Below are 22950 nucleotides of genomic sequence, written 5' to 3' on the forward strand. Positions count from 1 at the left end.
CACCCGCCCGCCAGGCCGCGGCGCCGCCGCCCCGGCGCCCGGAACCCCGGCGCGCCCCCAGGCGGTCGTTCCGCGGGCCCAAGATCGCGCTGGGCCTCGTCTCGCTCCTGGTGATGGGCCTGACCGGCTACGCGTGGGCCGCGATGGACGGCCTGACGTTCGCGAACGTCGGCATCGGCGCCGATCAGGGCGACAAGCCCGCCGACGGCGCCCGCGACATCCTGCTCGTCGGACTCGACAGCCGCACGGACGCGCAGGGCAACCCGCTGTCCAAGGAGGTCCTCGCCCAGCTGCGCGCCGGGCAGGCCGACGGCGAACTGAACACCGACTCGCTGATCTTCGTGCACATCCCGAACGACGGCTCGAAGGCCGTCGCGATCTCGCTGCCGCGCGACTCCTACGTCGACATTCCCGGCGGTTTCGGCAAGCACAAGATCAATTCGGCGTATGCCCGCGCGATGCTCGACGAGCGCAAGAAGCAGCAGGAGAACGGCGTCTCCGACCCGAAGGAACTCGACCAGAAGGCCAACGAGGCCGGGGCGAAGACCCTGATCAAGACGGTCGAGCAGCTGACCGGCTCGACCATCGACAACTACGCCGCCATCAACCTGCTGGGCTTCAGCGAGATCACCCAGGCCATCGGCGGGGTGGACGTCTGCCTCAACGACGACGTCAACGACCAGTTCTCCGGCGCGAAGTTCACCAAGGGCCCGCACACCATCTCCGGTGTCGAGGCCCTCGGTTTCGTCCGGCAGCGCCACGGGCTGCCGCGCGGCGACCTCGACCGGGTCGTCCGGCAGCAGGTGTTCATGGCCGGGATGGCGCGCAAGGTGCTCTCGGCGGGCACGCTCGCGAACCCCGGCAAGCTGAACGACCTGATCACGGCCATCAAGAAGTCCGTCGTGCTCAACCAGAACTGGGACGTCTTCGGCTTCGCCCAGCAGATGAAGAGCCTCACCGGCGGTCAGCTCGAGTTCCGGACGATCCCGATCGTCAACATCGAGTACAAGACCCCGAACGACGGCGTCGCCATCCAGGTCGACCCGAAACAGGTGAAGGACTTCGTCCAGGGGCTCGCGGGCCCGCAGCCCGGCGAGCAGGCACCGGCGCCCACCGAGTCGGCCAACAAGGCGATCACAGTCGACGTCCGCAACTCCACGAACCGGGACGGCCTCGCCTCGACGGTGCTGAAGCAGCTCGTCGACAAGGGCTTCACCGCGGGCGACACGGCCACCGCCAGCGCGCGCAAGAAGACGGTGATCTGGGTCGCCAAGGGTCAGAAGGCGGCGGGCCAGGCCGTCGCCGCCGAACTCGGTGGCGACCCGACGGTCCAGGAGGACAAGAGCGTCGAAGCCGGGCGCGTGATGGTCTTCCTCGGCTCGGACTTCAAGCAGGCGAGCGGCGCTCAGGGCTCCGGCTCCTCGCAGAACGCCGCCGGTTCGTCGGCCGCGGCCCCGCCGCCCGAGCAGTCCGACGAGAAGCCGATCACCGCCGAAGGCGTGCCCTGCGTCAACTGACGCCCTCGCCGGGCGGGGCATTATTCACCCATTCGGCCCAGTACGTCAAAATTGGCATGAAAAGCACCCTCGAAACCGCGTAAGAGCGGACCACCTGCCGACTTTCATACACGTGAGTGCGCTCGTCCCAGGTTTTGTCACATGGGGTGAGCGGTGGGAGCAGGGTTGGCAAGGCAGGGGTCGGGGAGTGCTGATCGACGCTGAGAGCTATCAGCGGATACTCGGAGACGAGCTCCGCAAGCTCCGCCGTAAACGTGGCTGGACACGCAAGGAACTGAACCAGCATCTGCAGAGCGAGATCTCGCTCCAGACGCTGGCCACCTACGAGCTGGGCACCCGGCATTGTTCCGTGGTGCGGCTGGTCGAACTGTGCGTCGCGATGGACGAGCTGCCACAGGATCTGCTGGCCAAGGTGCATCGCCGGGTGTTCGTGGACGAACCTGGCCGGGTCCGGATCGATCTGCGCCTGGTGATCAAGGACGACCAGGAGGAACTGCTCCCCCTGCGACGGTGGGCGGACGATCGGCTCAAGCGGTCGGCCGACAGCGGATCCGCCGAAGTCCATCTCGACTTCGCGGCGCTGGAACGGATGGCCGAACTCTGCCGTATCCCCACCGTCGATCTCATCGGAAGGCTTCGCCGGCTCAACCCCTCATGAGCGCGGCGTTCCCCGGTCCGTGAAGGCCTTGCCCCCCATCTGGGCTTTCACGGACCCTCCCTCTTTCCCTCCTCAGCCGAGGAGGTCGTAGTCCTCGCGGCGCACCTTGCGGGTGTCCAGCCAGTACCGCCAGGTGAAGCCGGGCCAGATAGTCCGGTTGACGCCCTTCGCGTCCAGGTACCAGCTCTTGCAGCCACCCTGCGTCCAGATCCCCTTGGCGAGTTTGCGCTGGATCTCGCCGTTGAACCGCTCCTGCGCCTCCGGTCGCGGGTCGAGCGCCTTGCCCCGCCCGAGCCGCAGCGCCTGCGCGACGTAGGAGATCTGCGCTTCGATCATGAACACCACGGAGTTGTGCCCCAGCCCGGTGTTCGGGCCGAGCAGGAAGAACAGGTTCGGGAACCCGGACACGGTGATGCCCTGGTACGTCCGCATCCCCTCGGCCGACCACTCCTTGCCGAGGTTGCGCCCGTCGCGGCCGATGATCTCCAGATCGTCGAAGGCGTCCGTGACGTGGAATCCGGTGCCGTAGATGATCGCGTCGACCTCGTGCTCGACGCCGGCGCCGTCGACGACGCTGTGCTCGCGGACCTCCTTCACGCCTTCGGCGACGACGTCGACGTTCTCCCGCGCGAGCGCCGGGTAGTAGTCGTTGGAGACGAGGACCCGCTTGCAGCCCATGGTGTAGTCCGGTGTCAGCTTCCGGCGCAGTTCCGGATCCTTGACGGCCTTGAAGATGTTGCGCTTCGCGATGCGCTGGCCGATCTTCATCATCCACGGCTGCCCGTTGAAGCCGATCGCACGGGATTCGAGGCCCCAGTAGAGGACGTTGCGGAAGGCCCGCTGCAGCAACGGCACCGAGGCGAACGCCTTCTGCAGCGCTTCCGGCATTTCGCGGTCGGGCTTCGGCATGATCCACGGCGGGGTGCGCTGGAAGAGCGTCAGTTCGGCGACGTCCTTCGCGATCCGCGGCACGAACTGGATCGCGCTCGCGCCGGTGCCGACGACGGCGACCCGCTTGCCCTCGAAGTCGTAGTCGTGTTCCCACTGCGCGGAGTGGAACGCGCGGCCCTTGAACCGCTCGATGCCAGGCAGCTTCGGGATCTGCGGCAGGTGCAGCGCGCCGACCCCGGCGACCAGCGCGGGCGCGACGAAATCCTCGCCGGACTTCGACGCGACGTGCCAGCGGTTCTCGTCGGCGTCCCAGCGGGCGCCGGTCATCTCCTGGCCGAAGCGGATGAAGCGGTGAAGGTCGTACTTCGCGGCGACGTCGCGCATGTAGCGCCAGATCTCCGGCTGCGGCGAGTACGCCCGGGACCAGCCGGGGTTCTGCTCGAACGAGAACGAGTACATGTGCGAAGGGATGTCGCAGGCGCAGCCGGGGTAGGTGTTGTCCCGCCACGTGCCGCCCACGTCGTCGGCCTTCTCCAGGATGACGAAGTCCTCGCGGCCCTCTTTCCGCAGCTGGATGGCCATTCCGAGACCGGAGAAGCCGGTCCCGACGATGACGACACCGGTCTCGGTGCGGTTGCCCATGACCCGACCTCTCGCTCACATTACCTGTTACCGAGAGTTCACCTTACTTGAAGTAGGTTACCTTCGGTAGAGTGTTGTGGTGACGACGGCGAAGCGCAAACGCATGCCACGAGCAGAGCGCGAACGGCAGATGATCGAGATCGCCGAGCAAGTCTTCGCCGAACGCGGCTACACCGCGGCGTCGATGGACGACATCGCGGAGCGCGTCGGGGTCTCCAAGCCGATGCTCTACGAGTACTTCAACTCGAAAGAGGGGCTGCTGCTGGCCTGCATCCAGCAGTCGCGGGCGGCGCTGCGCGAGGTCACCGAACGGTCGATCGTCGGCGCGACGTCCGCCGAGGACGCGCTGAGGCGCGGGCTGCTCGCCTTCTTCGTCTTCATCCGGGATCGACGGCAGGCCTGGTCGCTGCTCCGCCACGAGATGGCGCTGATCGGCACCGGCGCCGCCGACGAAATCGAGCAGACCCGGCGCCAGCAGACCGACCTGATCGCCGCGCTGATGAGCGGCTACTTCGACTCGGGTGACGACCTGCGCGCCGAGGCGTCCGCGGAGTTCGTCGTCGGCGCGTGCGAACGGTTGGCGATCTGGTGCGAGCGACACGAGGACGTCAGCCCCGAAATGGCCACCGGATACGCGATGGACGTGCTCTGGTCGGGCCTGTCCGCGAGGGCCCGCTGAAGCGACCGTGAAGATGCGCGTGCATTAGGCCATTCGGTCGTCACTCAGAGCACATTGCCGCCAGTGTCTTGTGACACAGAGTTGTCCTACTGTATCGATGACACTGTAGAAACTCTGATGGACCTTCGCGACCTCCGTCAGGAGGGGGCGCCACCACCCGAAAGTGGCGTCATGACGGTGACGTGGCGAGGTCCACAGAGTGACGCATGCTCGCGAGGAGAGGGGTGAGGCGGATGACCGAACCGATCACCGCGTCGTACGTCCAAGAGGACGACGACTGGAAGGTCACGGTCAGCGGCTCCGGCAAGGAACTGACCGGTCGCGCGCCGGGCATCATCGCGGCACGGGACCGGGCGGACCAGCTGGTCGAGAAACTGTCCCCGCCGGAGCGGTCGACCGTGGTGCACCTGCTCAACGGCAGTGCGCTCGAGTTCACCGCCGCCTACATGACGGCGAGGCTGACGCTCCCGGAGATCGAACCGCTCGAGGTTCCTCCCCCGGCGAACGGCAAGGCCAAGGAGAAGATCGAGGCCAAGCCCCCGGTGCCCCAGGGCAAGGAACTCCCGAAGGCCGTCGACGAGGCGAAGCCCGCGGAGAAGCCCGAGCCCGCCAAGACACCTGCCAAGGCGGCCCAGACCTCCTGAGAGCCGCTACTTCAGGAGCTTGCGGATCAGCAGGACGCCGATCAGCACCGCCCCGCCGATGAGCGGGTACTTCACCTTGGGCTCGTCCAGCTTCGCGCGCAGACCGGTCTTCGCGGAATCCACGAGCTTCGCGGGGTTCGCCTTCGTGCCCAGCTGGTCGAGCGTGGCGACCAGCGCGTTCCTGGCCTGCTCGATCTCACGCTCGATGGTCTCGGGATCGCGAGCCACGTGTCCTCCTCGCCGCGACGTACTTGCTGGAAGCCCACGTTAGAGGACGCCGCCCGCCGAGGTGGCATCGGCCACGCCGAGAAACGCCGAACGTGTCGCACGCTACGATTTCAGAGCGGTACTGGGGCCCGTAGCCCAATTGGCAGAGGCACACGGTTTAGGTCCGTGCCAGTGAGAGTTCGAGTCTCTCCGGGCCCACCCCATCCACCTGGGACAAATCCGTTGCTCGCCCTGTGTGGCTCGCCCGCACTGTCATCGGCGTCAAGTCTTCGGTTCCCCGACTCGCCGGGAGCACAGGCCGACCTAGCGACGAAGTTCGATCACGGAGTGTTCGGTAGCGAACCGTCAGCGAGTCCGTTCGGTGGAATACTGGCGCCCGATCAGCCGCCGCGGCCGCCCGACACGGATCTACTGACGTCGAGACGCACGGCTAACTGCTCTGTTGTTCTTCAGCCGCCCTTCTCGGTGCGACCTTGAGGCACGGAGCTGCCACACCCACGCCACAGCGCCATATCGACCGAAACGAACGGCATGCTCGAACACATCGGGAACGCTGGCGTCAGCCATCCTGCTTCCGTCCTCGGGAACGCTCCATCGCCGGCTCTCCATGCACAGTCCGGCTGCCTATCCCTACTCCTGCGAAGGTCAGTGGGGGTGGCATCGAGAACCGCACCGACACTGATCAAGCTGTTGCCAAGACACGCTTCGAGTACGCATCTCTCCGATGCACAGGGTTCTCGTGGCCTCGCGACGCCCGTCCTTGCTCTCGGCGCAGAGCGACTTCAGCCGACGACACAAACAGATCAACTTCTCGTCGTAGACCGTAACAAGGGGGGTTGACAGCCCGAATATTCTGTCATGTTCGGCTGTCGCAGGGAGGGCAACACAAGTGATTCCGTCTATAGCAAATGTCGCTGACACTCGTTTCGGACGGAGGTCTGACACGTGAGTGAGCCCGGGCCCTCGCCCTCGACCGTCCGAGACATTGTGGTCCAGCAATCGGAGCGAGTACTCGAGACCTACCGGATCGACGCGGGTCTCATCCAGGAGCACGCCAATTCGGAACGTCGAATCACGCAGGGCGGCTACGGGGACCGCCAAATCTACGAGCTCGTCCAAAACGGCGCAGACGAACTACGCCAGGACCCCGGCGGCGAGATCGCCGTCGTGCTGACGGTGAGCCACCTCTACTGCGCGAACCAGGGGTCACCGATCACCCCCGAAGGCACTGACACGATTCTCCGGATGAGCGCGTCCCGTAAGCGAGGCGGCCAGATCGGACGGTTCGGTGTGGGGGTGAAGTCGGTGCTGAGTGTCTCCGATTCTCCTGAGTTCTTCAGCACCTCGGGCTCGTTCGGCTTCGATCGGCAATGGGCCGAAGATCGAGTGCGTTCCCTCCATTCGAGTGTGGAGGGTGTTCCGGTGCTGCGGATGGCCCGCCCGTTGGCGCTTGACGACGCCATGTCGGAGGACCCGCTCCTCGCAGACTTGATGTCGTGGGCCACGACCGTAGTCAGGCTTCCGCTACGACCCGGTTCGGTAAGTAGTCTGGCCAACGACCTGGCGAGGTTCCCCAAGGAATTTCTTCTCTTCTCCCCACACGTGGGGACCTTGACTCTGGAAGACCGACGCACGGACAAGGTCTCCCGTCGACAGCTGTTCCAGCGAGCGGACGGCGACCGGTACCAGATTCAAGAAGAAACCGCCAACGGCTCGACCGTGACGGCTCCGTGGAGGGTGTTCAATCGGATTCATCGGCCGAGCAAAGTAGCGTTGCACGCTGCAGGTGAGTTGCACGACCGGCCTGAGCTCGACCTCGCCTGGGCAGTACCTGATCGCAAGGGCCGGGGCAGCACGACAGGAACCTTCTGGGCCTACTTCCCGACCAAGTACCGTACGACCCTGCGTGGGATCGCCAACGCTCCTTGGAAAACCAGCGAAGACCGCCAAAACCTGTACGACGGTAATGCCTTCAACCGTGAGATGATCGACGCCATGGCGGCGCTGGTCGTCGATTCCTTTCCTCTCCTGTGCCGCCCGGAAGACCCGGCGTCCTATCTTGACTGTGCTCCGGCACGTGGGCGCGAAGAACCTCAATGGGCAGCCGAAGACCTCGTCGCCTCGATCTGGAAGGCGACTGTCACCCGACCATCCCTTCCGGACCAGCAGGGCACGATGCGACTGCCCGCGGTTGTAAGACTGCACCCACAGGACATCAAGACCGAATGGCTCGAGAAATGGCGCGCCTACCCCGGACGGCCTGTCGACTGGGTGCATCACACCGTGGACACGACAAAGCTCCGCCGTTCGAGTGCCGAGTTGATCTGCTCGGCTGCGCGACAGCCGATCGCCACCGTGTCCGAATGGCTCGAAGCGTTGGTCACCGACGGAACTCCTGCCGCCTCGGCTGCTGCCCTGCGAATCGCTGCTGACATGATCGCCTCCAATCATCACTTGGGCCACGAGGCGTTGAAGGCACGCATTCTTCTCACTGAGGCGCACGGCCACGTAGCTCCACATCGAGGAAGCGTCTTCAGGCGTGTATCCGAAGACTCGCTGCAGGACTCCAACGTCTATGTCGACAACCGGGTAGTCGACGAGTTCGGGGTGACCGGCGCACTCGACGCCCTCGGCATCCACGAGGCCGACGCACCTGGAAGGTTCGCCGCGGTCGTCGATCAGAAGTTCCACGACTACGACGACTCCCGGTGGACGGAATTCTGGCAGCTCTCACGTCAAGCCGGCCCGACGGCCACGATGACGACACTGCACAACTCCATCGACGACGTTGCTGGATCATTGTTCGTCCGCACGGTGTCAGGCTCCTTCCGTCCTCTAGGGAATTGCCTGCTTCCCGGTGCTGTCGTGCCCGGCGACGGGAGCCGGGACGAGGGCATCGCCGTCGACGTCACCTTCCATTCACCGGATCGGCAGGTTCTCCGCGAGCTCGGTCTCTCGGACCGTGCCCGTCGCTCCGTCGACCCTCGTCGAGAACCGTGGTTCCGAGACTACGAGACATCCATGTGGCAGGAGCACATCAAAAGCCTCGCCGATGAAGTGGCTCGTCCGCTACGCCGAGGTGTGCGCACTTCGGGCAGCGACCCTGCCGGCCCCTTGGGTTTGCTGATGGAGCTCAGCGACGCAGGAAAAGCAGCATTCATCGCGACCTTGCCGCTGGATGCGGTGGTTCCTGTCTGGACCTATCAGGTCGGCGGCCAGTCGACGACACGGCGTCAATGCCGGTCGCCGTTGGTGTGGATGGTGAACGAGCACGGCCGTATCAAAACGTCGAGAGGGCTTCGCCCAGCGGAACGGTGCGTAAGCCCGGAGCTGCGCGACCACGCAGACCTTCTGCCCGTCGCCGAGATTCCCTTGACCGTGGCGGAGGCGCTCGGGCTGCCGGACGACATCGGCAAGCTCGGACCGACACATTGGAAGGCACTCCTGGCAGAAATCGACGCCAGCACCGACGACCTGTTCCCTGGCAAGGCCTACGAACTTCTGATCGAGAGCGAGTCAGGGGCCGACGTCGGCAACATCCGCTGTCGAGTGGGCAATCGATGGTCCAGCTCGGTCCCTGATGCCGAAGTCGCGGTGACTGCGGACCGCGCGACCTATGACCTTCTGGTCGCGGAAAGTGTGCCCGTGACCTTGATCCCCTCCGAATCGACTGTGCGATTCATGGTCGAGACCTGGCATCTACGTGACGCCAACCAACTCGTCGAGAAGGAGTTTCGCTACGTCGAAGAAGCCGAGCCTGTTTCTCTTCTCACGGAGTTTCCGCATCTGGCCTGGCTCAACATCCCGAAACTCGACGGGTGGTCCATGGTCCGCTGTACCGAGCTGGAAGAAGTGACGAACACGCCTAACGGGACCAAGAACAAACCACTTCAGGTCGCGATCCAGGACAAGAAGATTCTTTTGCTTCAACCAAAGGACGATTTCGAGGTCCTCCGCGCAGTCGACGAGCAACTGAACCTGCGGCTCGGACCCAACGTGTGTCGGCAGGTCCTGGAACGACGCAAGCAAGACCGTCAAAGCGACGTGATCCGCGCCGCGAGCCAGGCCGACGACGTCGTAGACAAGGTCGAAATCCTTTTTTCTCCCGAACAGTTGAAGCGGAAATTACCCTCCGGCCTTGTCGAATACACGAAGACGGAAACCGGAGTCGAACCGGATCACCGCAAACTCGCACAGCTTGCAGTGAATGCGCACGGCCCTCGACTGTTGAGGACACACGCGAAGGACATCGAAAAACGAGCGCGTCTCACGCGCCAGTTCCGCGGAGACACGGCTTCTCGTGAGCTCGTCGCCGAGATGCGCTTCCCGGAAGCATATGCCGGTGTCAGGTCGGAGCCTGGCCGAAGTGCCGTGGAGGAAGTCTTCGGACCGAGCCAATTTCCTCGACTGCACGACTATCAAGAACGCCTGGCGGTACGCATGTTCGATTTGTTGTGCGAGCCGACACCACAGCGAGGCATGCTCTGCCTCCCGACCGGCGCCGGAAAAACTCGTGTGGCCGTCGAATCCGTGATCAGGGTCATCAAGGACCGGGGACTTGAAGGCAAGCCGGTCCTTTGGATCGCCCAAACGGATGAGCTCTGCGAACAGGCGGTACAGAGTTGGAAGTTCGTCTGGGAGAAGGTGGGACCTCCGGGAAAGCTCACGATCAGCAGACTGTGGGCAAGCCATTCCGCCTCGCCCGTACAGGCGAATCCTCACCTCGTCATCGCAACTGCCGCAAAGCTCGACAAACACCTGCCATCGGACAACTACCAGTGGCTGCTCGACCCGGCTCTGGTCATCGTCGACGAAGCCCACGTCTCGGTTGCGCCGACCTATACCCGGATCCTCCGGCAGCTCGGTCTCGCTCACAACAAGACAGAGCGACCGTTGATCGGGCTCACAGCGACACCTTTCCGGAACTACAACGACGAAGAGACAAGGCGCCTCATCGACCGCTTTGGCGGCCGCCGACTCGACCAGGGCGTTTTCGACGAAGACCCGTATCGAGCTCTGCAGAAGCTCGGCATGCTCGCGGAGATCGAGCATCGCGAGCTGGCAGGCACAACCACCGAGCTCGACGAGGCCGAGCTGGCAGGGATGCAGCTGTCGTTCCAGCAATACCTCCCTACAGCAACCGAGCGTCGTCTGGCGAGCGACGCCACACGCAACAGGCGGATCATCGACGAAGTCGAGAAACTTCCGACAGATTGGCCGATCCTGCTGTTCGCCACGTCGGTCGAGCACGCAAAGCTCATGATGGCCGCGTTGAACGAGCGCGGTATCCCGTCGGCCACGATCGACTCTGCGACTCCATCCAACGAACGACGGCAGGCGATCGAAAGCTACCGAAGCGGCAGGATCCGGGTGATCACCAACTACGGTGTCCTCGCCCAAGGTTTCGATGCTCCTGCAACGCGCGCCGTGGTGGTGGCACGTCCGACCTACAGCCGGAACGTCTACATCCAGATGATCGGCCGAGGTCTGCGCGGACCGGAAAACGGTGGCTCACGCTCATGTCTCATCCTCGACGTGAAGGACAACATCACCAACTACGAAAACGCTCTTTCCTTCACCGGTCTCGATGACCTGTGGAGGCGGGGGTGAACGACGCTGATCGGACAAGATTCCTCACTCCCGAGCAGCAAGCTGTGGTCTCCCGACCCGCCGACGCCATGACTCTCGTTACCGCAGGACCGGGAACCGGCAAGACCCATACGCTGATCCGCAGGTTGGACACACTGGTATCAGATGGGCTGAACGCCGGCGAGATCCTGGTCCTGACGTTCTCCAGAGCTGCGGTACGAGAACTACGGAGGAAAATCGTCGATCGTGACTCCGCGATCCGATTCATTCGTGCCCACACCTTCGACGCGTGGGCTCTGGAGCTGCTCACGACCTTGGACAGCGAGGGCGCCTGGGTCGGTCACTCTTTCGAGGAGCGCATCCGCAAGGCTACCGAGATGATCGAGGAGGGCGACGCCGACGAGTACTGTGACGGAATCCGGCATGTCGCGGTCGATGAAGTACAAGACCTCGTCGGCGCGAGGAGGCGCATGGTGGAAGCGTTGCTTCAACGCTTCGACTGCGGGTTCACGGTCGTCGGCGATCCCGCACAGGCGATTTACGGGTTCCAGATCGAAAATCCGGCAGAACGCGCCACGGAAACAGGCAGGTTCTTCCTCAACCTGACTACATTCTTCGGAGACAAGTTGACCAAGCTCGAGCTGACGCAGAACTTTCGCGCTCGACGCGAGACGGCCGAGTACGCACTTCCGTTCGGTCCGAGTCTACGGTCCTACACCGAGGATGCGGACATGAGTCTCCGGAACATCACCGGAGCGTTGCACGCAGCAACCAATTTCGGCCCGTTGGACGACGAGTACGCCCGCGCCGTTCTCAGTCAACCCGGTACCACGACCGCAATTCTTTGCCGCACCAACGGTCAGGCGTTGGTTGTCGCCGAGTCGTTGTCATCGGCCGGAATCGCCCACCGGCTGCAACGATCGGCGGCCGAGCGAGTCGTACCGATGTGGATCGGGCGGTTGTTCACGGTCCACAAGGAGAATATCCTGTCTTTGAGCAGCTTCGAGAATATCTCTGCTTCATTGGCACTTCCCGACAAAGCCGACCCGGAAATGCTGTGGCGTCTACTGCTCCGCGCCACCGGTGGCAACACGAGGAACAGGGTCGTGCGTCTCACTGACCTTCGTCGGGTCGTAGGGCAGAAGAAACTGCCGGACGAATTGCTCGACGAACCGGATACGCCACTGACGGTCTCGTCGTATCACCGCTCCAAGGGTCTCGAGTTCGACAGGGTTCTGGTTGCGCGCCCTGCCGGCAAGCAGGCCCATGACCGTAACGATGCAGCCGAAGAAGCGAGGATGCTCTACGTCGCCATGACCAGGGCACGCGATCTCGTGATGCGCATCGACACTCCGGACAACGGTGCGCCGATGAAGAAGGACCATTCGGACGGGAGGTGGTTGCGCCGCCGATGGCACACCCGCCAGTGCTTGGCATTCGAAGCGGACGGCGCCGACGTGGCAAGAGTGCTCCCGCCGGGAACGGAAGACTTCGTCGACGATCCTCCAAGCCTGCAAGAGTATCTCGCCGACAAGGTGCATCCTGGGGACGAGGTCGTCCTCGTCCGAGCCCATGACCTGCCGCTGGGGCAACGGGAGAGTCCGCCCTATCTGGTGATGCATGCAGATCGTCCGGTGGCAACGACTTCGAAGCAGTTCCGTGAAGTCATGCACAGGAATGCACGTCGCCGGGTCGGGGAGGTGCATTCCTGGCCGAAGAAGATCACCGGTATCCGCGTCGACACGATCGAAACCGTCGCCGGCAGTGAGGCAGCAGGAGCTGCAGCCGGCCTCGGACGCGGCGGAGTGTGGTTGATTCCGCGACTCGGCGGTCTCGGCAACATGGTTCACGGTCCAGGCTCGGCAAGAGGGGAGAGCTGATGTCCGATTACGAAGAGCACTACAGGTTCCGCGACGCGCTGCTCGAGGCGCTGCGCAAAGACGTCCTCGGACCGGCAGGCGGGCAGACCGAGGTCCTTTCCGACCCGCCGGGGACGGCCTACGTCTGCGGTGTTCTCTTCCCGCGGCAGGGCACTGACCTTCGACCGGAAGACGACCAGGACGTCTCACCCGCCAACAGGGAGGACGACGTCCCGGACACGGGCGTCGCGATGGCGAACCTGCAGGCGCCGTCATCCATGGGTCTCACGTTTGCCATGGACTTCAGCAAGGCGGACAGTTTCGACATTCGAGTCGAAGCGAGCGTCTACGACCCGATCGACCGTTCCGGGAATCCGACGGAGGCGAAACGGGCAGAACGAGGCAGCACCGGCACGACCGACTTGCAATGGCGACGCCGCAGACTCCCGACTTTCCGGCAGGTTGTGAAGATCTCCGGAATTGCCCAGGACGAGAGGTTCGAAGTCGCACCCGACCTCGAATGCAGGGTCCGACTACGACCGCCTCGGGGCGGTGTGGTCGCCGCGACCGTGACCTTGGTGAACACCAAACGAGTGGATGGGAACACCCTTCGCGATCAGCACTGCTTCTGCCAGCCGGTCATCGAAATCGAAGGGCCGGTTGTCCAACGCCCCGGGCCCGGGGGAGGCGACGAAGAGGAGGTATTGAGCAGCAGGCTCCTCCATCGCTTCGCGCCGACATTCGCAGTCGGCCACGGGTGTTCGGTCGAATGGGAATGGAAACCGCCGTCACCACGGGCTCTCGTCGATTTGGACGAAGCACATATGACGGTTCCGAGGGTTGCGACGACATTCGTTCCCTCACACGAAGTCCTGCTCACCGATTCGAACTCGGCCATCGACGACAAGGCGCTGCTGATGTCGGGAATCGCGGCCGCGCCGGACGACCAACTGATTGCGACACTTCGACGTCTGGCAAGCGCATACGAGAGCTGGATAGAAGAACGTCGTGCCGAGGTTCCTCGTCTGTCGAACGAGCGATTCCGGAAACGAGCAGATCAACACCTCGACCGATGTGTCACGGCGCATCGACGTATCGTGAGCGGCATCCGTCTGCTCGGACGTGACAGCCAGGCAATGGAGGCTTTCCGGCTCGCCAATGAAGCAATGGCCGAGCAGCGCGCACGCAGTGCTTGGATCAAGAACGGCCGCCAGGGCAAGGTCGTCCTCGACGGCCGATGGCGCCCGTTTCAGATCTCGTTCTTCCTGCAGTGTCTGGATGGAATGGCCGACTCGGACCACGAAGACAGAAGGCTCGTGGATCTCCTGTGGTTCCCGACTGGCGGCGGAAAGACCGAGGCATATCTCGGTCTGATCGCCTTCGCGACATTTCTTCGACGGCTACGTCACGGGAAGCATGGCGCCGGCGTCACGGCGATCATGCGGTACACCCTGCGACTGCTGACGTTGCAGCAGTTCGAGCGCGCAGCCTCACTGATCTGCGCCATGGATCGGCTCAGGGATCGCAACAAAGCCAGGCTGGGCGAAGCCGAAATATCACTGGGCATGTGGGTCGGCAAAGCTGCGACCCCCAATGATCTCCAGGATGCCGGAGTGTCACTGGACCAGCTCAGGAGCGGCAGGGAAGTGCACGAGAAGAACCCGGTTCAGCTGCGGAGCTGCCCTTGGTGTGGGACAGAGATCGATGCTTACGACTACACGGTCGACACCGTCGATGTGGAGTTGCGCATCTGCTGCCGAAGCACTGACTGCCCCTTCGCGGACGGAATCCCGGTCCACGTAGTGGACCAGACGATCTACCGTCACCACCCGACGCTCGTCATAGCCACGTCGGACAAGTTCGCGCGGCTGCCGTGGCGAAGTGACGTTGCCACACTCTTCAACCGCGACCTTCCGGACACGCCGCCTCCCGAGTTGGTCGTCCAGGACGAACTGCACCTCATTTCCGGACCGCTGGGCAGTCTCGCCGGCTTGTACGAAACTGCGATCGACGAGATCGCCGATCGTCCGAAGGTGATCGCTTCCACGGCCACGATCCGCCGGGCGAAGCAACAGGCCCGACAACTTTTCGACCGGGAGGTTGCACAGTTCCCTCCTCCCGGCTTGGATGCGCGTGACTCATGGTTCGCAGTGGAGTCGCCGCCTGCCAAGAAGGCGAGTCGACTCTACGTCGGGCTTCTCACTCCGAGCACCAGCCAGGCGAGCCTGCTCGTTCGGGCATACGCCTCACTCCTCGATCATGCGGATCTCATCGACGGTGACGACATCACACGCGATGCGTACTGGACGCTGATCGGCTATTTCAACAGCCTTCGCTTGCTGGCCGCGGCCGAGCTACAGGTACGCGCGGACGTCCGAGAGCGGATCGGTCAGCTGACCGACGACGAACGGGAACCGCGCTCCGTCGATGCTGTCGAGGAGTTGACCAGCCGGATCAATTCCGGGGAGATCCCGGAGAGGTTGAAGGAGCTCGAGCTGGCGTTTCCGGACAACGCCGCTCTCGATGTCGTTCTCGCCACGAACATGATCTCCGTTGGCGTGGACGTCGATCGTCTCGGCCTGATGGCCGTGATGGGGCAGCCCCAGACGACAGCAGAGTACATCCAGTCGACCAGCCGCGTGGGACGGAAGCATCCGGGTCTCGTGGTGACACTCTTCAACGCCGCTCGATCCCGTGACCGATCACATTACGAAAACTTCCTCTCCTACCATTCGGCACTCTATCGACAGGTTGAATCGACCAGCGTCACCCCCTATTCGGCTCGGGCCAGGGATCGCGCTCTACACGCCGTAATCGTGGGTTTGGCACGCTTACTGGTGCCGGAGTTGCGCGAGAATGAAGATGCAAGAAAGATCGAGAAGTATCGTCACCGGATGAACGAAATCAAAATTTTGATTCTCGACAGGGCAGCGCGCGTCGCACCGGAGGAGGTCGATGCGACCAGGGACCAGATCGATGCCATCGTCGAGGACTGGTGCGAGATGGCTCGACTCAACAGAAATCTCGTCTACGAAGCACCTCCCCGCGATGGCGTCCAGAAAAGGGGTCCATATGCGGCACTGCTGAGAACTTTCTTGGACGACGATCTGACGTACGCGACACCTACCCTGTGGAGCCTGCGTGACGTGGACGCAGAAACGCGTCTTGACTTGGAGAACTGAAATGGGCTTACGTAATCCCGACTCAAAGTCGACTACTCAGAAGAAAACCTCCGGACCTCGCCTCGGCTCCATCCGTCGAGGACAGGCTGTCAACACCTACGGCGTCGGCGCCATGGTGGCGATCGAGGACCAATCGTTCGTTGTAGGCGGCCTCGACGAGTGGCGTTTCGGCGACACTCAACCGATCCACGAACCTCGGCTGCAGAACCGTCTGGGCGTCAAGGAATTCAGGCCGCCACCTACAGAAGAGAGGAAGCAGAATAAGGCAATCGGCGTCCGACGCTTTCCCCTCATGCATTCCTGCCCCGAGTGCAAAGATTTGAAAGAATACAGGGAATTCGGAGCCACGCCAAGCAAGAACAAATGCGGCTGCGGAAGCGCTCTGATTCCTTCGCGCTTTGTCATCGCATGCCCAAATGGACATCTTGATGATTTCCCTTACTGGGATTGGCTGCACAGGAAAAACGAGCCCCGCGAAGGACCACACAACCTCCAGATGAAGAATGACGGCAGCTCGGCTTCTCTGCGCTCGGTAGTTGTCTCTTGTTCGTGCGGTCACACCAAATCCTTGGAAGGTGCCTTCGCCAAGACTGCTCTGCAGGCCCTCGGCATCACCTGTCGAGGGAAACGGCCATGGCTCGGCCGACACGCGACGGAAGCCGGCTGTGAACAGGTCGTGCGAACGCTACAGCGCGGCTCCTCGGCTGCATGGTTCGCAGTCAACAGGTCTTCCCTATCGATTCCACCTTGGTCCAACACGCTCAACAAGTTCGTCGAGCGGAACTTTTCATGGCTCGAGGGGCTCGCCTTGCTCTCGAACGCCGAGGAAGCTCTTGCCACGCAGCCCGCTGTCAAAGAGTCACCGTTCGCCCCGAAGGACATCGTCGCAGCAGTGCTGGAACGCAAGGCTTTGGCCGACGAAGAATCAGTGGACAGCGATGATGTCGCTCCGATGGAGGCCTTCGACGACTTCCGCATGGCCGAGTACGACCCTTTGTACTTCGGGACGACAAAGTCCGATGGAGGTGATGACTTCGAAAGCACAAGCTCACCGGACGCTCGGTCAGTCTTGTTGCCCAGTGGCATAGCACGCAGCATGCAGGTGAAGCGACTCAGAGAAGTAAGGGCCTTGGAGGCCTTCACTCGAATCGAGCCGCCTGACGCCGTCGCGGACAAGAAGCGATTGGCCTCGCTGGCACGGGACGAGAAGAATTGGCTTCCTGCGATAGAAGTGCTCGGCGAAGGCGTCTTTCTGTCACTGGACGCAGCACTGGTCGCCGACTGGGAAGGACGCGAGCGGGTGCGGCACCGCGCAGGAAAGATTCAGGAACGTCACGAGAAAGCACTCCACAACTCGGCGATGCGCCGAGGCGAGACCGGCATTACGGATGTCCGATCCCCGATCGACGCGCGATTCGTGCTCGCACACACGCTCGCACACACGTTGATCAACGAGTGGAGTCTCGAGGCCGGGTACCCTGCTGCGTCGCTACGGGAACGCCTCTACGTGTCGGACTCGCGCGTCGGACTGCTCGTGTACACGGCCACGAGTGATTCCGCCGGAAGTCTCGGCGGCCTGGTGGCGCAAGGCACGCACACCGGACTCGGCGAAAGCCTGAGGGCCGCGATGGAACGCATCTCCTGGTGCTCTCAAGACCCTCCCTGTATGGAGGCAGAAGCTGCCGGCACGGACAGTCTGAATCTCGCCGCGTGCTACGCATGCGTGATGCTTCCCGAGAGCAGTTGCGAGACCAACAACACGTTCCTAGATCGCGCGCTGCTCATCGGCGAGCCGGGATACCCCGGCACCGGCTTCTTCGAAGGTTTCTGAATCGCCGACTCATCGGTGGTCCGGCTCCTCGGATCGCACCAGAAGCTCCAGCGCGTCCACGCCTGCAGTCCACGCGGCGAGCTCGGCGGGCGGCGGAACGACCGCCGCCCGCCGACCGTGCAGGTACGCACTCGTGAGGTGGTACACCTCTTGGACATACCTGACCAGCCTTCTCGCCTCAGGGCGTCGCCGCTCCGGCACGGTCAGCATCAAAACCCACAGCCTCAACGATATCGAGCCCCGTGAGGTCCGAGTGGCGAAGAATGAGCTGTCGGCGGTCTTGGCCAAGGCTTCGAGCCGCATCCTCAATAGAACCAGTTCGCACTTCATCAACAGAATGCGATCGAGATCTCGGATTTCGGAGAACTCGTCGCGACCTTGCTGCGGTGTCCACATCAGCGACCGGCCGACGCGAGAAGATCCCGACAGAACCGCTCGGTCGTAGACGCTCGAACCTCCAGATTCGACACGGAGACGTCCAGGCGATGAGGATCGCCGTGCGCCCCGGCATTGAGATCATTGAGAAAGCCGGCGTCCGCCTGCAGCGCATCGATGAGCCCGACCGCCGGGTGCTCCGCCCGCACGATGCGGCGCACGACCTTCAACGTGGCTCGAGTGGTGAATACCTGGTCCATCTCCTTCAGTACAGACAGTGCCCGCCCGGAGGACCGTCTTTCCTCCTGGACGAATTCGCGCAACACCGCATCGATGGCTTGGCGACACAGCGAAAGCGTCAGGAGCGCAAGAGTGGCATCCGACAGAACCCGATTCGGACCACCCCCCACACCGCGCCGGAGAACGCTCCAGGCATCCTCGACGAGCACCTGCCAAGGGTGTGTGGAGTCGACACACTGAAGATTGTTGTGCTGATCTCGCCCCAACTTGAGGAGGATGACCTGCCCGACTTTGAGCCGGAGCACATCGACGAGTCGATCATCGTGTGTCAGCAACACCATCTGGCGTCCTTCGGTGACATACCGTTCCACCAACGCGGCAAAGGCATCGATTCGAAGATCGTCGAGTGCATGCACAGGATCGTCCACGACGAGGAACCTGAAGGGGTCGGTCTTACCTGCGGCAAGCAGAAGTGACAGCACGAAGGCGTTGTACTGTCCCGCCGAAAGTACGCCGAGCCCAGCCTCGTGTCCGTTCAGCCGCAGCCGCGGACCGGTCTTGTGTGCCCGACCGGTCGTCAGGCTCGGCGCGGGAGCCAGCTCGAGTCCCTCCAAGCCGGCATCGGCGAGCAACACCTGCAACAAGCTCTGCACGTCACGCTCCAATACGTCCCGCCTGTCACGGTGAACGGCGTCGAACGCCTTCGCCAGTCGTTGGAGCGCGGACTCGCAAGCACTGACCGAAGCGGCAGTCGCACCATGCTCGCGGTGCGCCTCGACCAGCTGCCGACAGTTGCGTCGCCGCTCCGAGGTCCACACCGATTCCCAGGCTGATGTCGCTACTTCCTGCAGCAAGTCTTCGATGTTGTCGGCGAACTCCGTGTCCACGACCAAGCCTGTCAGAATAGTCCACGCAAGGTCACCTTCGGCAGCCGGTTCATGTCCTACCAGCACCTCGACACGCTCAGCGAGCCTTACCGCACTCGACTCAAGGGCCACTATTCCCTTCGCTCGTCGTAGGACCGGTAGAACGCGCTCGACCAACAGTCGCCCCAAATGCGCGAGCTCCGTACGGGTCAGGTTGAACTCTTCGTGAACCGACCTCAGCCCTCTGCTCACAGAACGAGCCCGATCGGACCAATGTACCCCGTCGGCTCCGCACATCGGACAATCAGAATTCGGATCAGCGTCGATCCGCGAGATCAACATCTCCAATGCCTCGATGCCACCGCCTGACCAAATTTCCTGGCCGCTGTCCCGTTTGGTGCGGATGTTTTTCTCGACCGCCGTACGGGCGGCCTCGATCGACGTCACGACATCCACCGAAAGCTGGGGATCGACGGTGAGATGTTCGATGCATTCTTCACAGTCACCGAACTCCGCATGGAACCAGCCCTCGACGTCCTCCGCTGGAGTTTCCGGCAACCGGACCGGCCGAGGTACTTCGAAGTCCGGATACCGGAGTGCGAGTACCTCGTCCACTTCGGCTACTGCTGTTTCGACGCGGGCTCGAGCCAGCTGCCAAGCCGCAGCCGCAGCCGCAGCTTGTGCAAGGTATTCGTCCAAGAAGGACCGCAACTGCGACCAGACATCCCCCATCGCCAACGTCGCTTCCACGATGTCGACGGCATTGTCCGCCCTGAGCCGGTGAGTGAGATGGTCGTATCCGACGACCGGACGACGTGACGCCACAGAGCTCGCCCACTTGCCACCGGGGGTTATCTCGACCTCATGCTGAGTGTCAGACCTCCAGATGGCGATTGCGCTCTCGACGCCCGCTCCAGCATTCCACTCGAAATGTAACGTGTCACCGCGGCCGTTCTCCAGAACGACGCCAACCTCCGAGTCGACGAGACCCGAGTGGGAAACCACGGCGCCTCGCGCATCATCCGGGTTGAAGCCAGAGGCTCCTCCGGTGCCGCCGAAGAGTGCCACCTCGAGTGCGTCAGTGACAGTCGACTTACCGGTGCCGTTGGGCGCGTGCACCACCACGAGTCCGGCGGAAGCCGGGAAGTCCAGTCTGAACGGTTCTGTTGTCGCACCAGGAGCTCCCGAACCGTTGGCCGCTCCTCGAAATCCTGCCAATTCGATGGAACGCAAGAACCATGGCCCGACCGCCATGGCATCCTTGAGAGGATCCTCTGTCGTGTCGACGACGTCACGACACCGCTCGAGACCACGACGGACAATGAGGTCAGCCGGCCCGGTACACCCCGACGGGAGCAGCAGCTCCTCGACCTGTACCACAGTCATGGCCCGGCGTTCCCAACTTCCCGGACCAGTACCCGATTCGGACAACAGACCCTCCCGCCTGTGACGAACACACCGTAGTTCTCGACCCGCAGGGCTTGGCCTCGTCGACGGATCAACGATACTCTACAGGGTTGACCACAGACGGCAGAGGGGAAGACGAGTATGGCGACCGTGGTTCTCGCGAAGGAATTCCACCGGAATCTGGAGTTGGATGGCTCTCTTAAACCGCGAGCGTGGGATGTTCTCCGGAAACTGCAGATGGACGAGGATCTGACCGGACTCGATCTCAAAATCCCACAAGGTGCCCGCGATCCGCGCGTCCGCACCGCTCGTGTCACGGACAATCATCGCGCAGTCCTGTTCGCCACAGGATCGAAAGAAGACGCCTACTACCTTTTGGTTGCCATTCGACCGCACGATGAAGCCTATGAGTACGCCGTCAAGGTGACATTGCGTCTCAACCCGGCGAACGGTGTCGCCGAGGTGCTGCGCGAGACCACGCCACTGCCGGATCGCCCCTGGTCAAAACCGGCCGCTTCCGACGACGATCGTTCGTTCTTGTTGCCCTATCGCACTTCCGAGCTCGAAGACCTGGGAATTCTACCGTCATTGGCGAAGCAGGCGATCGAGGTGAGGGACGAGGACGCCTTGCAGGCACTGTGCCTACAGGCGCCCGCTTGGCAGGCCTGCGCCCTACTCGACCTGGCCTACGGCGAATCCTTGGACGCTGTACGCCGCTCGTATGCACGTGAAGCCGAGACCACCAAGGGCCTGCCGACCGATTCCAACGACCCTGAACAGCTTCGCGATTCTTTGAGCCGCTCCGCCTCGAAGATGGAATTCGTGGTCGTCGAGGACGACGATCACCTCTCGCGAATGGTTGCAGGCGATTTCGCGACTTGGCGCACCTTCCTCCACCCCACCCAACGTGACCTGGCCGAACGGCACCGGAAGGGCAGTTTCCGGATCGCGGGAGGTGCGGGCACAGGCAAAACAGTGGTCGCCATGCACCGGGCGGTACACCTCGCGAAGCGCAATCCGGCGTCCAGGGTACTGCTCACCACGTTCACGGTGACACTGGCAGCGCAGCTCGAAGACAACCTGCGAGCACTTGCAGATGAAGACGTGCTGAAGCGCATCGACGTGGTCGGGATCGACCGCCTGGCTCGCCAGATCGTCGCGCGAACCACGGGTCGCGACATCACTGTGGTGTACAGCGATGAAGAAGAACGCCGGTGGGAACACGCAGCAGCAGCGGTCCAGGATCTGTCACCATCCGATCGGGCAATCTTCACTCCTCGATTCTTGGCTGCCGAACACAGGCAAGTAGTCCTAGGTGAGGAGACCGCCACTCAAGAGACTTACCTCAACGCCATACGCAAGGGGCGCAAGGTGAAGATCGACCGGATTCAGAAGATCCGCTTGTGGCGGATCGTAGAGGAATTCGTCCATCGCCTTTCGGTCGACAAGAAGACGACGTTCTCGCTGATCGCCGCTGAGGCTGCAGCCATCGCCAAGTCCGACCGCCTCCCACAAGCAAACCGGTACGACCACGTCGTGGTGGACGAGGGACAGGATCTTTCACCTGCACATTGGCGCCTTCTGCGCGCCGTCGTCCAGGTCGGCCCTGACGACATGTTCATCTCCGAAGACGCACACCAGCGCATCTATGGTGCACAGGTCGTTCTGGGACGACTGGGAATCGAAACTCGCGGTCGTTCACAACGACTGACATTGAATTACAGGACCACACGGGAAGTCGTCGGCTTCGCGACCCGGATTCTCGAGGGCGAAGCCTTTTTGGACCTCGACGAAGACGACGAGTCGACTCGCCTGTACAGATCTCTTCTCACCGGGCCACGCCCGGAACCTCGACCTACGGACAGTTGGGAAGAAGCACAAGAGCACGCCGTCCGCACTCTCGAGAAGTGGGTCTCCGAGACTTCGGAGAACTCGCTGAGCTCGCTTGCGGTGCTCACTCCGGACTGGCGTGTTTCCGACAAACTTGTACGAGCAATGAAACGAGCGGGAATACCCGCCATGGTCACAAGAATCGATGGCCCGATGGACCCTCGACGAGTGCAGATCGCGACGGTTCACCGCGCCAAGGGAATCGAGTTCGACCGGTGTCTGGTCATCTCGGCAAATGCCGAAAAGTATCCACCCCGGAATGTCTTGGCGAAAGCCGCTCCGGCAGAGCGTCCGGTCATCGAAATGGAAAGTCGATGCCTCCTGTACGTGGCCTGCACTAGACCACGACGACAGCTCGTGGTCGTATGGCACGGAGAGCCCTCGAAGTTCCTACCGTTCGATGTGGACAACGTCGCACAGAGCGATGAATAGAGCGACCTGACTCGACTACC

Annotated in this window: 13 protein-coding genes and 1 tRNA gene; 10 read left to right on the top strand and 4 right to left on the bottom strand. The window is 62.8% G+C overall.

Annotated elements, in window-relative coordinates:
* The first annotated feature begins 113 nt into the window (after nt 1–113).
* Together ACLJPX_RS28540 and ACLJPX_RS28545 are read left to right on the top strand one after the other, a co-directional pair.
* The gene (locus tag ACLJPX_RS28540) at nt 114–1517 is read left to right on the top strand and encodes an LCP family protein (RefSeq protein ID WP_410603306.1); all 1404 of its coding nucleotides are present in this window, start codon (nt 114–116) and stop codon (nt 1515–1517) included.
* Nucleotides 1518–1704: 187 nt separating this feature from the next.
* The gene (locus ACLJPX_RS28545; RefSeq protein ID WP_101610153.1) at nt 1705–2175 is read left to right on the top strand and encodes a helix-turn-helix domain-containing protein; all 471 of its coding nucleotides are present in this window, start codon (nt 1705–1707) and stop codon (nt 2173–2175) included.
* Nucleotides 2176–2247: 72 nt separating this feature from the next.
* On the opposite strand, the gene ACLJPX_RS28550 is transcribed toward ACLJPX_RS28545, so the two are convergent.
* Nucleotides 2248–3708: a flavin-containing monooxygenase gene (locus ACLJPX_RS28550; RefSeq protein WP_410603309.1), complete on the bottom strand. Its 1461-nt coding sequence runs from the start codon at nt 3706–3708 to the stop codon at nt 2248–2250.
* Nucleotides 3709–3811: 103 nt separating this feature from the next.
* Between ACLJPX_RS28550 and ACLJPX_RS28555 the strand changes: the two genes are divergently transcribed.
* Both ACLJPX_RS28555 and ACLJPX_RS28560 read left to right on the top strand, forming a co-directional pair.
* Complete coding sequence (locus ACLJPX_RS28555; protein ID WP_410603500.1) at nt 3812–4387, top strand: TetR/AcrR family transcriptional regulator; 576 nt, start codon at nt 3812–3814, stop codon at nt 4385–4387.
* A 233-nt stretch (nt 4388–4620) separates the two neighbouring features.
* Nucleotides 4621–5031: a hypothetical protein gene (locus ACLJPX_RS28560; protein ID WP_410603311.1), complete on the top strand. Its 411-nt coding sequence runs from the start codon at nt 4621–4623 to the stop codon at nt 5029–5031.
* A gap of 6 nt (nt 5032–5037) precedes the next feature.
* Here ACLJPX_RS28560 and ACLJPX_RS28565 read toward each other — a convergent pair whose 3' ends face one another.
* Complete coding sequence (locus ACLJPX_RS28565) at nt 5038–5259, bottom strand: DUF3618 domain-containing protein (protein ID WP_005165704.1); 222 nt, start codon at nt 5257–5259, stop codon at nt 5038–5040.
* A gap of 124 nt (nt 5260–5383) precedes the next feature.
* On the opposite strand from ACLJPX_RS28565, the gene ACLJPX_RS28570 reads away from it, so the two are divergent.
* The 5 genes from ACLJPX_RS28570 to drmB all read left to right on the top strand — a co-directional run bounded on the left by ACLJPX_RS28570 (nt 5384) and on the right by drmB (nt 17720).
* Nucleotides 5384–5457, top strand: a tRNA-Leu gene (locus tag ACLJPX_RS28570).
* Between the two features lie 747 nt (nt 5458–6204).
* A complete protein-coding gene (locus ACLJPX_RS28575) occupies nt 6205–10869 on the top strand; it encodes a DEAD/DEAH box helicase (protein ID WP_410603313.1) in 4665 nt (1554 codons plus the stop codon).
* Nucleotides 10866–12728 carry a UvrD-helicase domain-containing protein gene (locus tag ACLJPX_RS28580; RefSeq protein WP_410603315.1) on the top strand — a complete coding sequence of 621 codons (1863 nt, stop codon included), beginning with the start codon at nt 10866–10868 and terminating at the stop codon, nt 12726–12728. Before ACLJPX_RS28575 ends, ACLJPX_RS28580 begins: the two co-directional genes overlap by 4 nt.
* Nucleotides 12728–15889: a helicase-related protein gene (locus ACLJPX_RS28585; protein WP_410603317.1), complete on the top strand. Its 3162-nt coding sequence runs from the start codon at nt 12728–12730 to the stop codon at nt 15887–15889. The genes ACLJPX_RS28580 and ACLJPX_RS28585 overlap by 1 nt, the downstream gene beginning before the upstream one ends.
* Complete coding sequence (gene drmB, locus ACLJPX_RS28590) at nt 15849–17720, top strand: DrmB family protein (RefSeq protein ID WP_410603319.1); 1872 nt, start codon at nt 15849–15851, stop codon at nt 17718–17720. Before ACLJPX_RS28585 ends, drmB begins: the two co-directional genes overlap by 41 nt.
* Nucleotides 17721–17729: 9 nt before the next feature.
* On the opposite strand, the gene ACLJPX_RS28595 is transcribed toward drmB, so the two are convergent.
* The gene (locus ACLJPX_RS28595) at nt 17730–18050 is read right to left on the bottom strand and encodes a hypothetical protein (RefSeq protein WP_410603321.1); all 321 of its coding nucleotides are present in this window, start codon (nt 18048–18050) and stop codon (nt 17730–17732) included.
* A 65-nt stretch (nt 18051–18115) separates the two neighbouring features.
* Nucleotides 18116–20587 (bottom strand): AAA family ATPase, encoded by a 2472-nt coding sequence (locus ACLJPX_RS28600; protein ID WP_410603323.1) that lies wholly within the window; start codon nt 20585–20587, stop codon nt 18116–18118.
* Between the two features lie 162 nt (nt 20588–20749).
* Here ACLJPX_RS28600 and ACLJPX_RS28605 point away from each other — a divergent pair, with 162 nt between their 5' ends.
* Nucleotides 20750–22930, top strand: a complete 2181-nt coding sequence (locus ACLJPX_RS28605; RefSeq protein WP_410603325.1) for a UvrD-helicase domain-containing protein — start codon at nt 20750–20752, stop codon at nt 22928–22930.
* Nucleotides 22931–22950 lie beyond the last annotated feature (20 nt).

This window comes from Amycolatopsis sp. lyj-90, from assembly GCF_046549035.1.
GTDB lineage: Bacteria > Actinomycetota > Actinomycetes > Mycobacteriales > Pseudonocardiaceae > Amycolatopsis.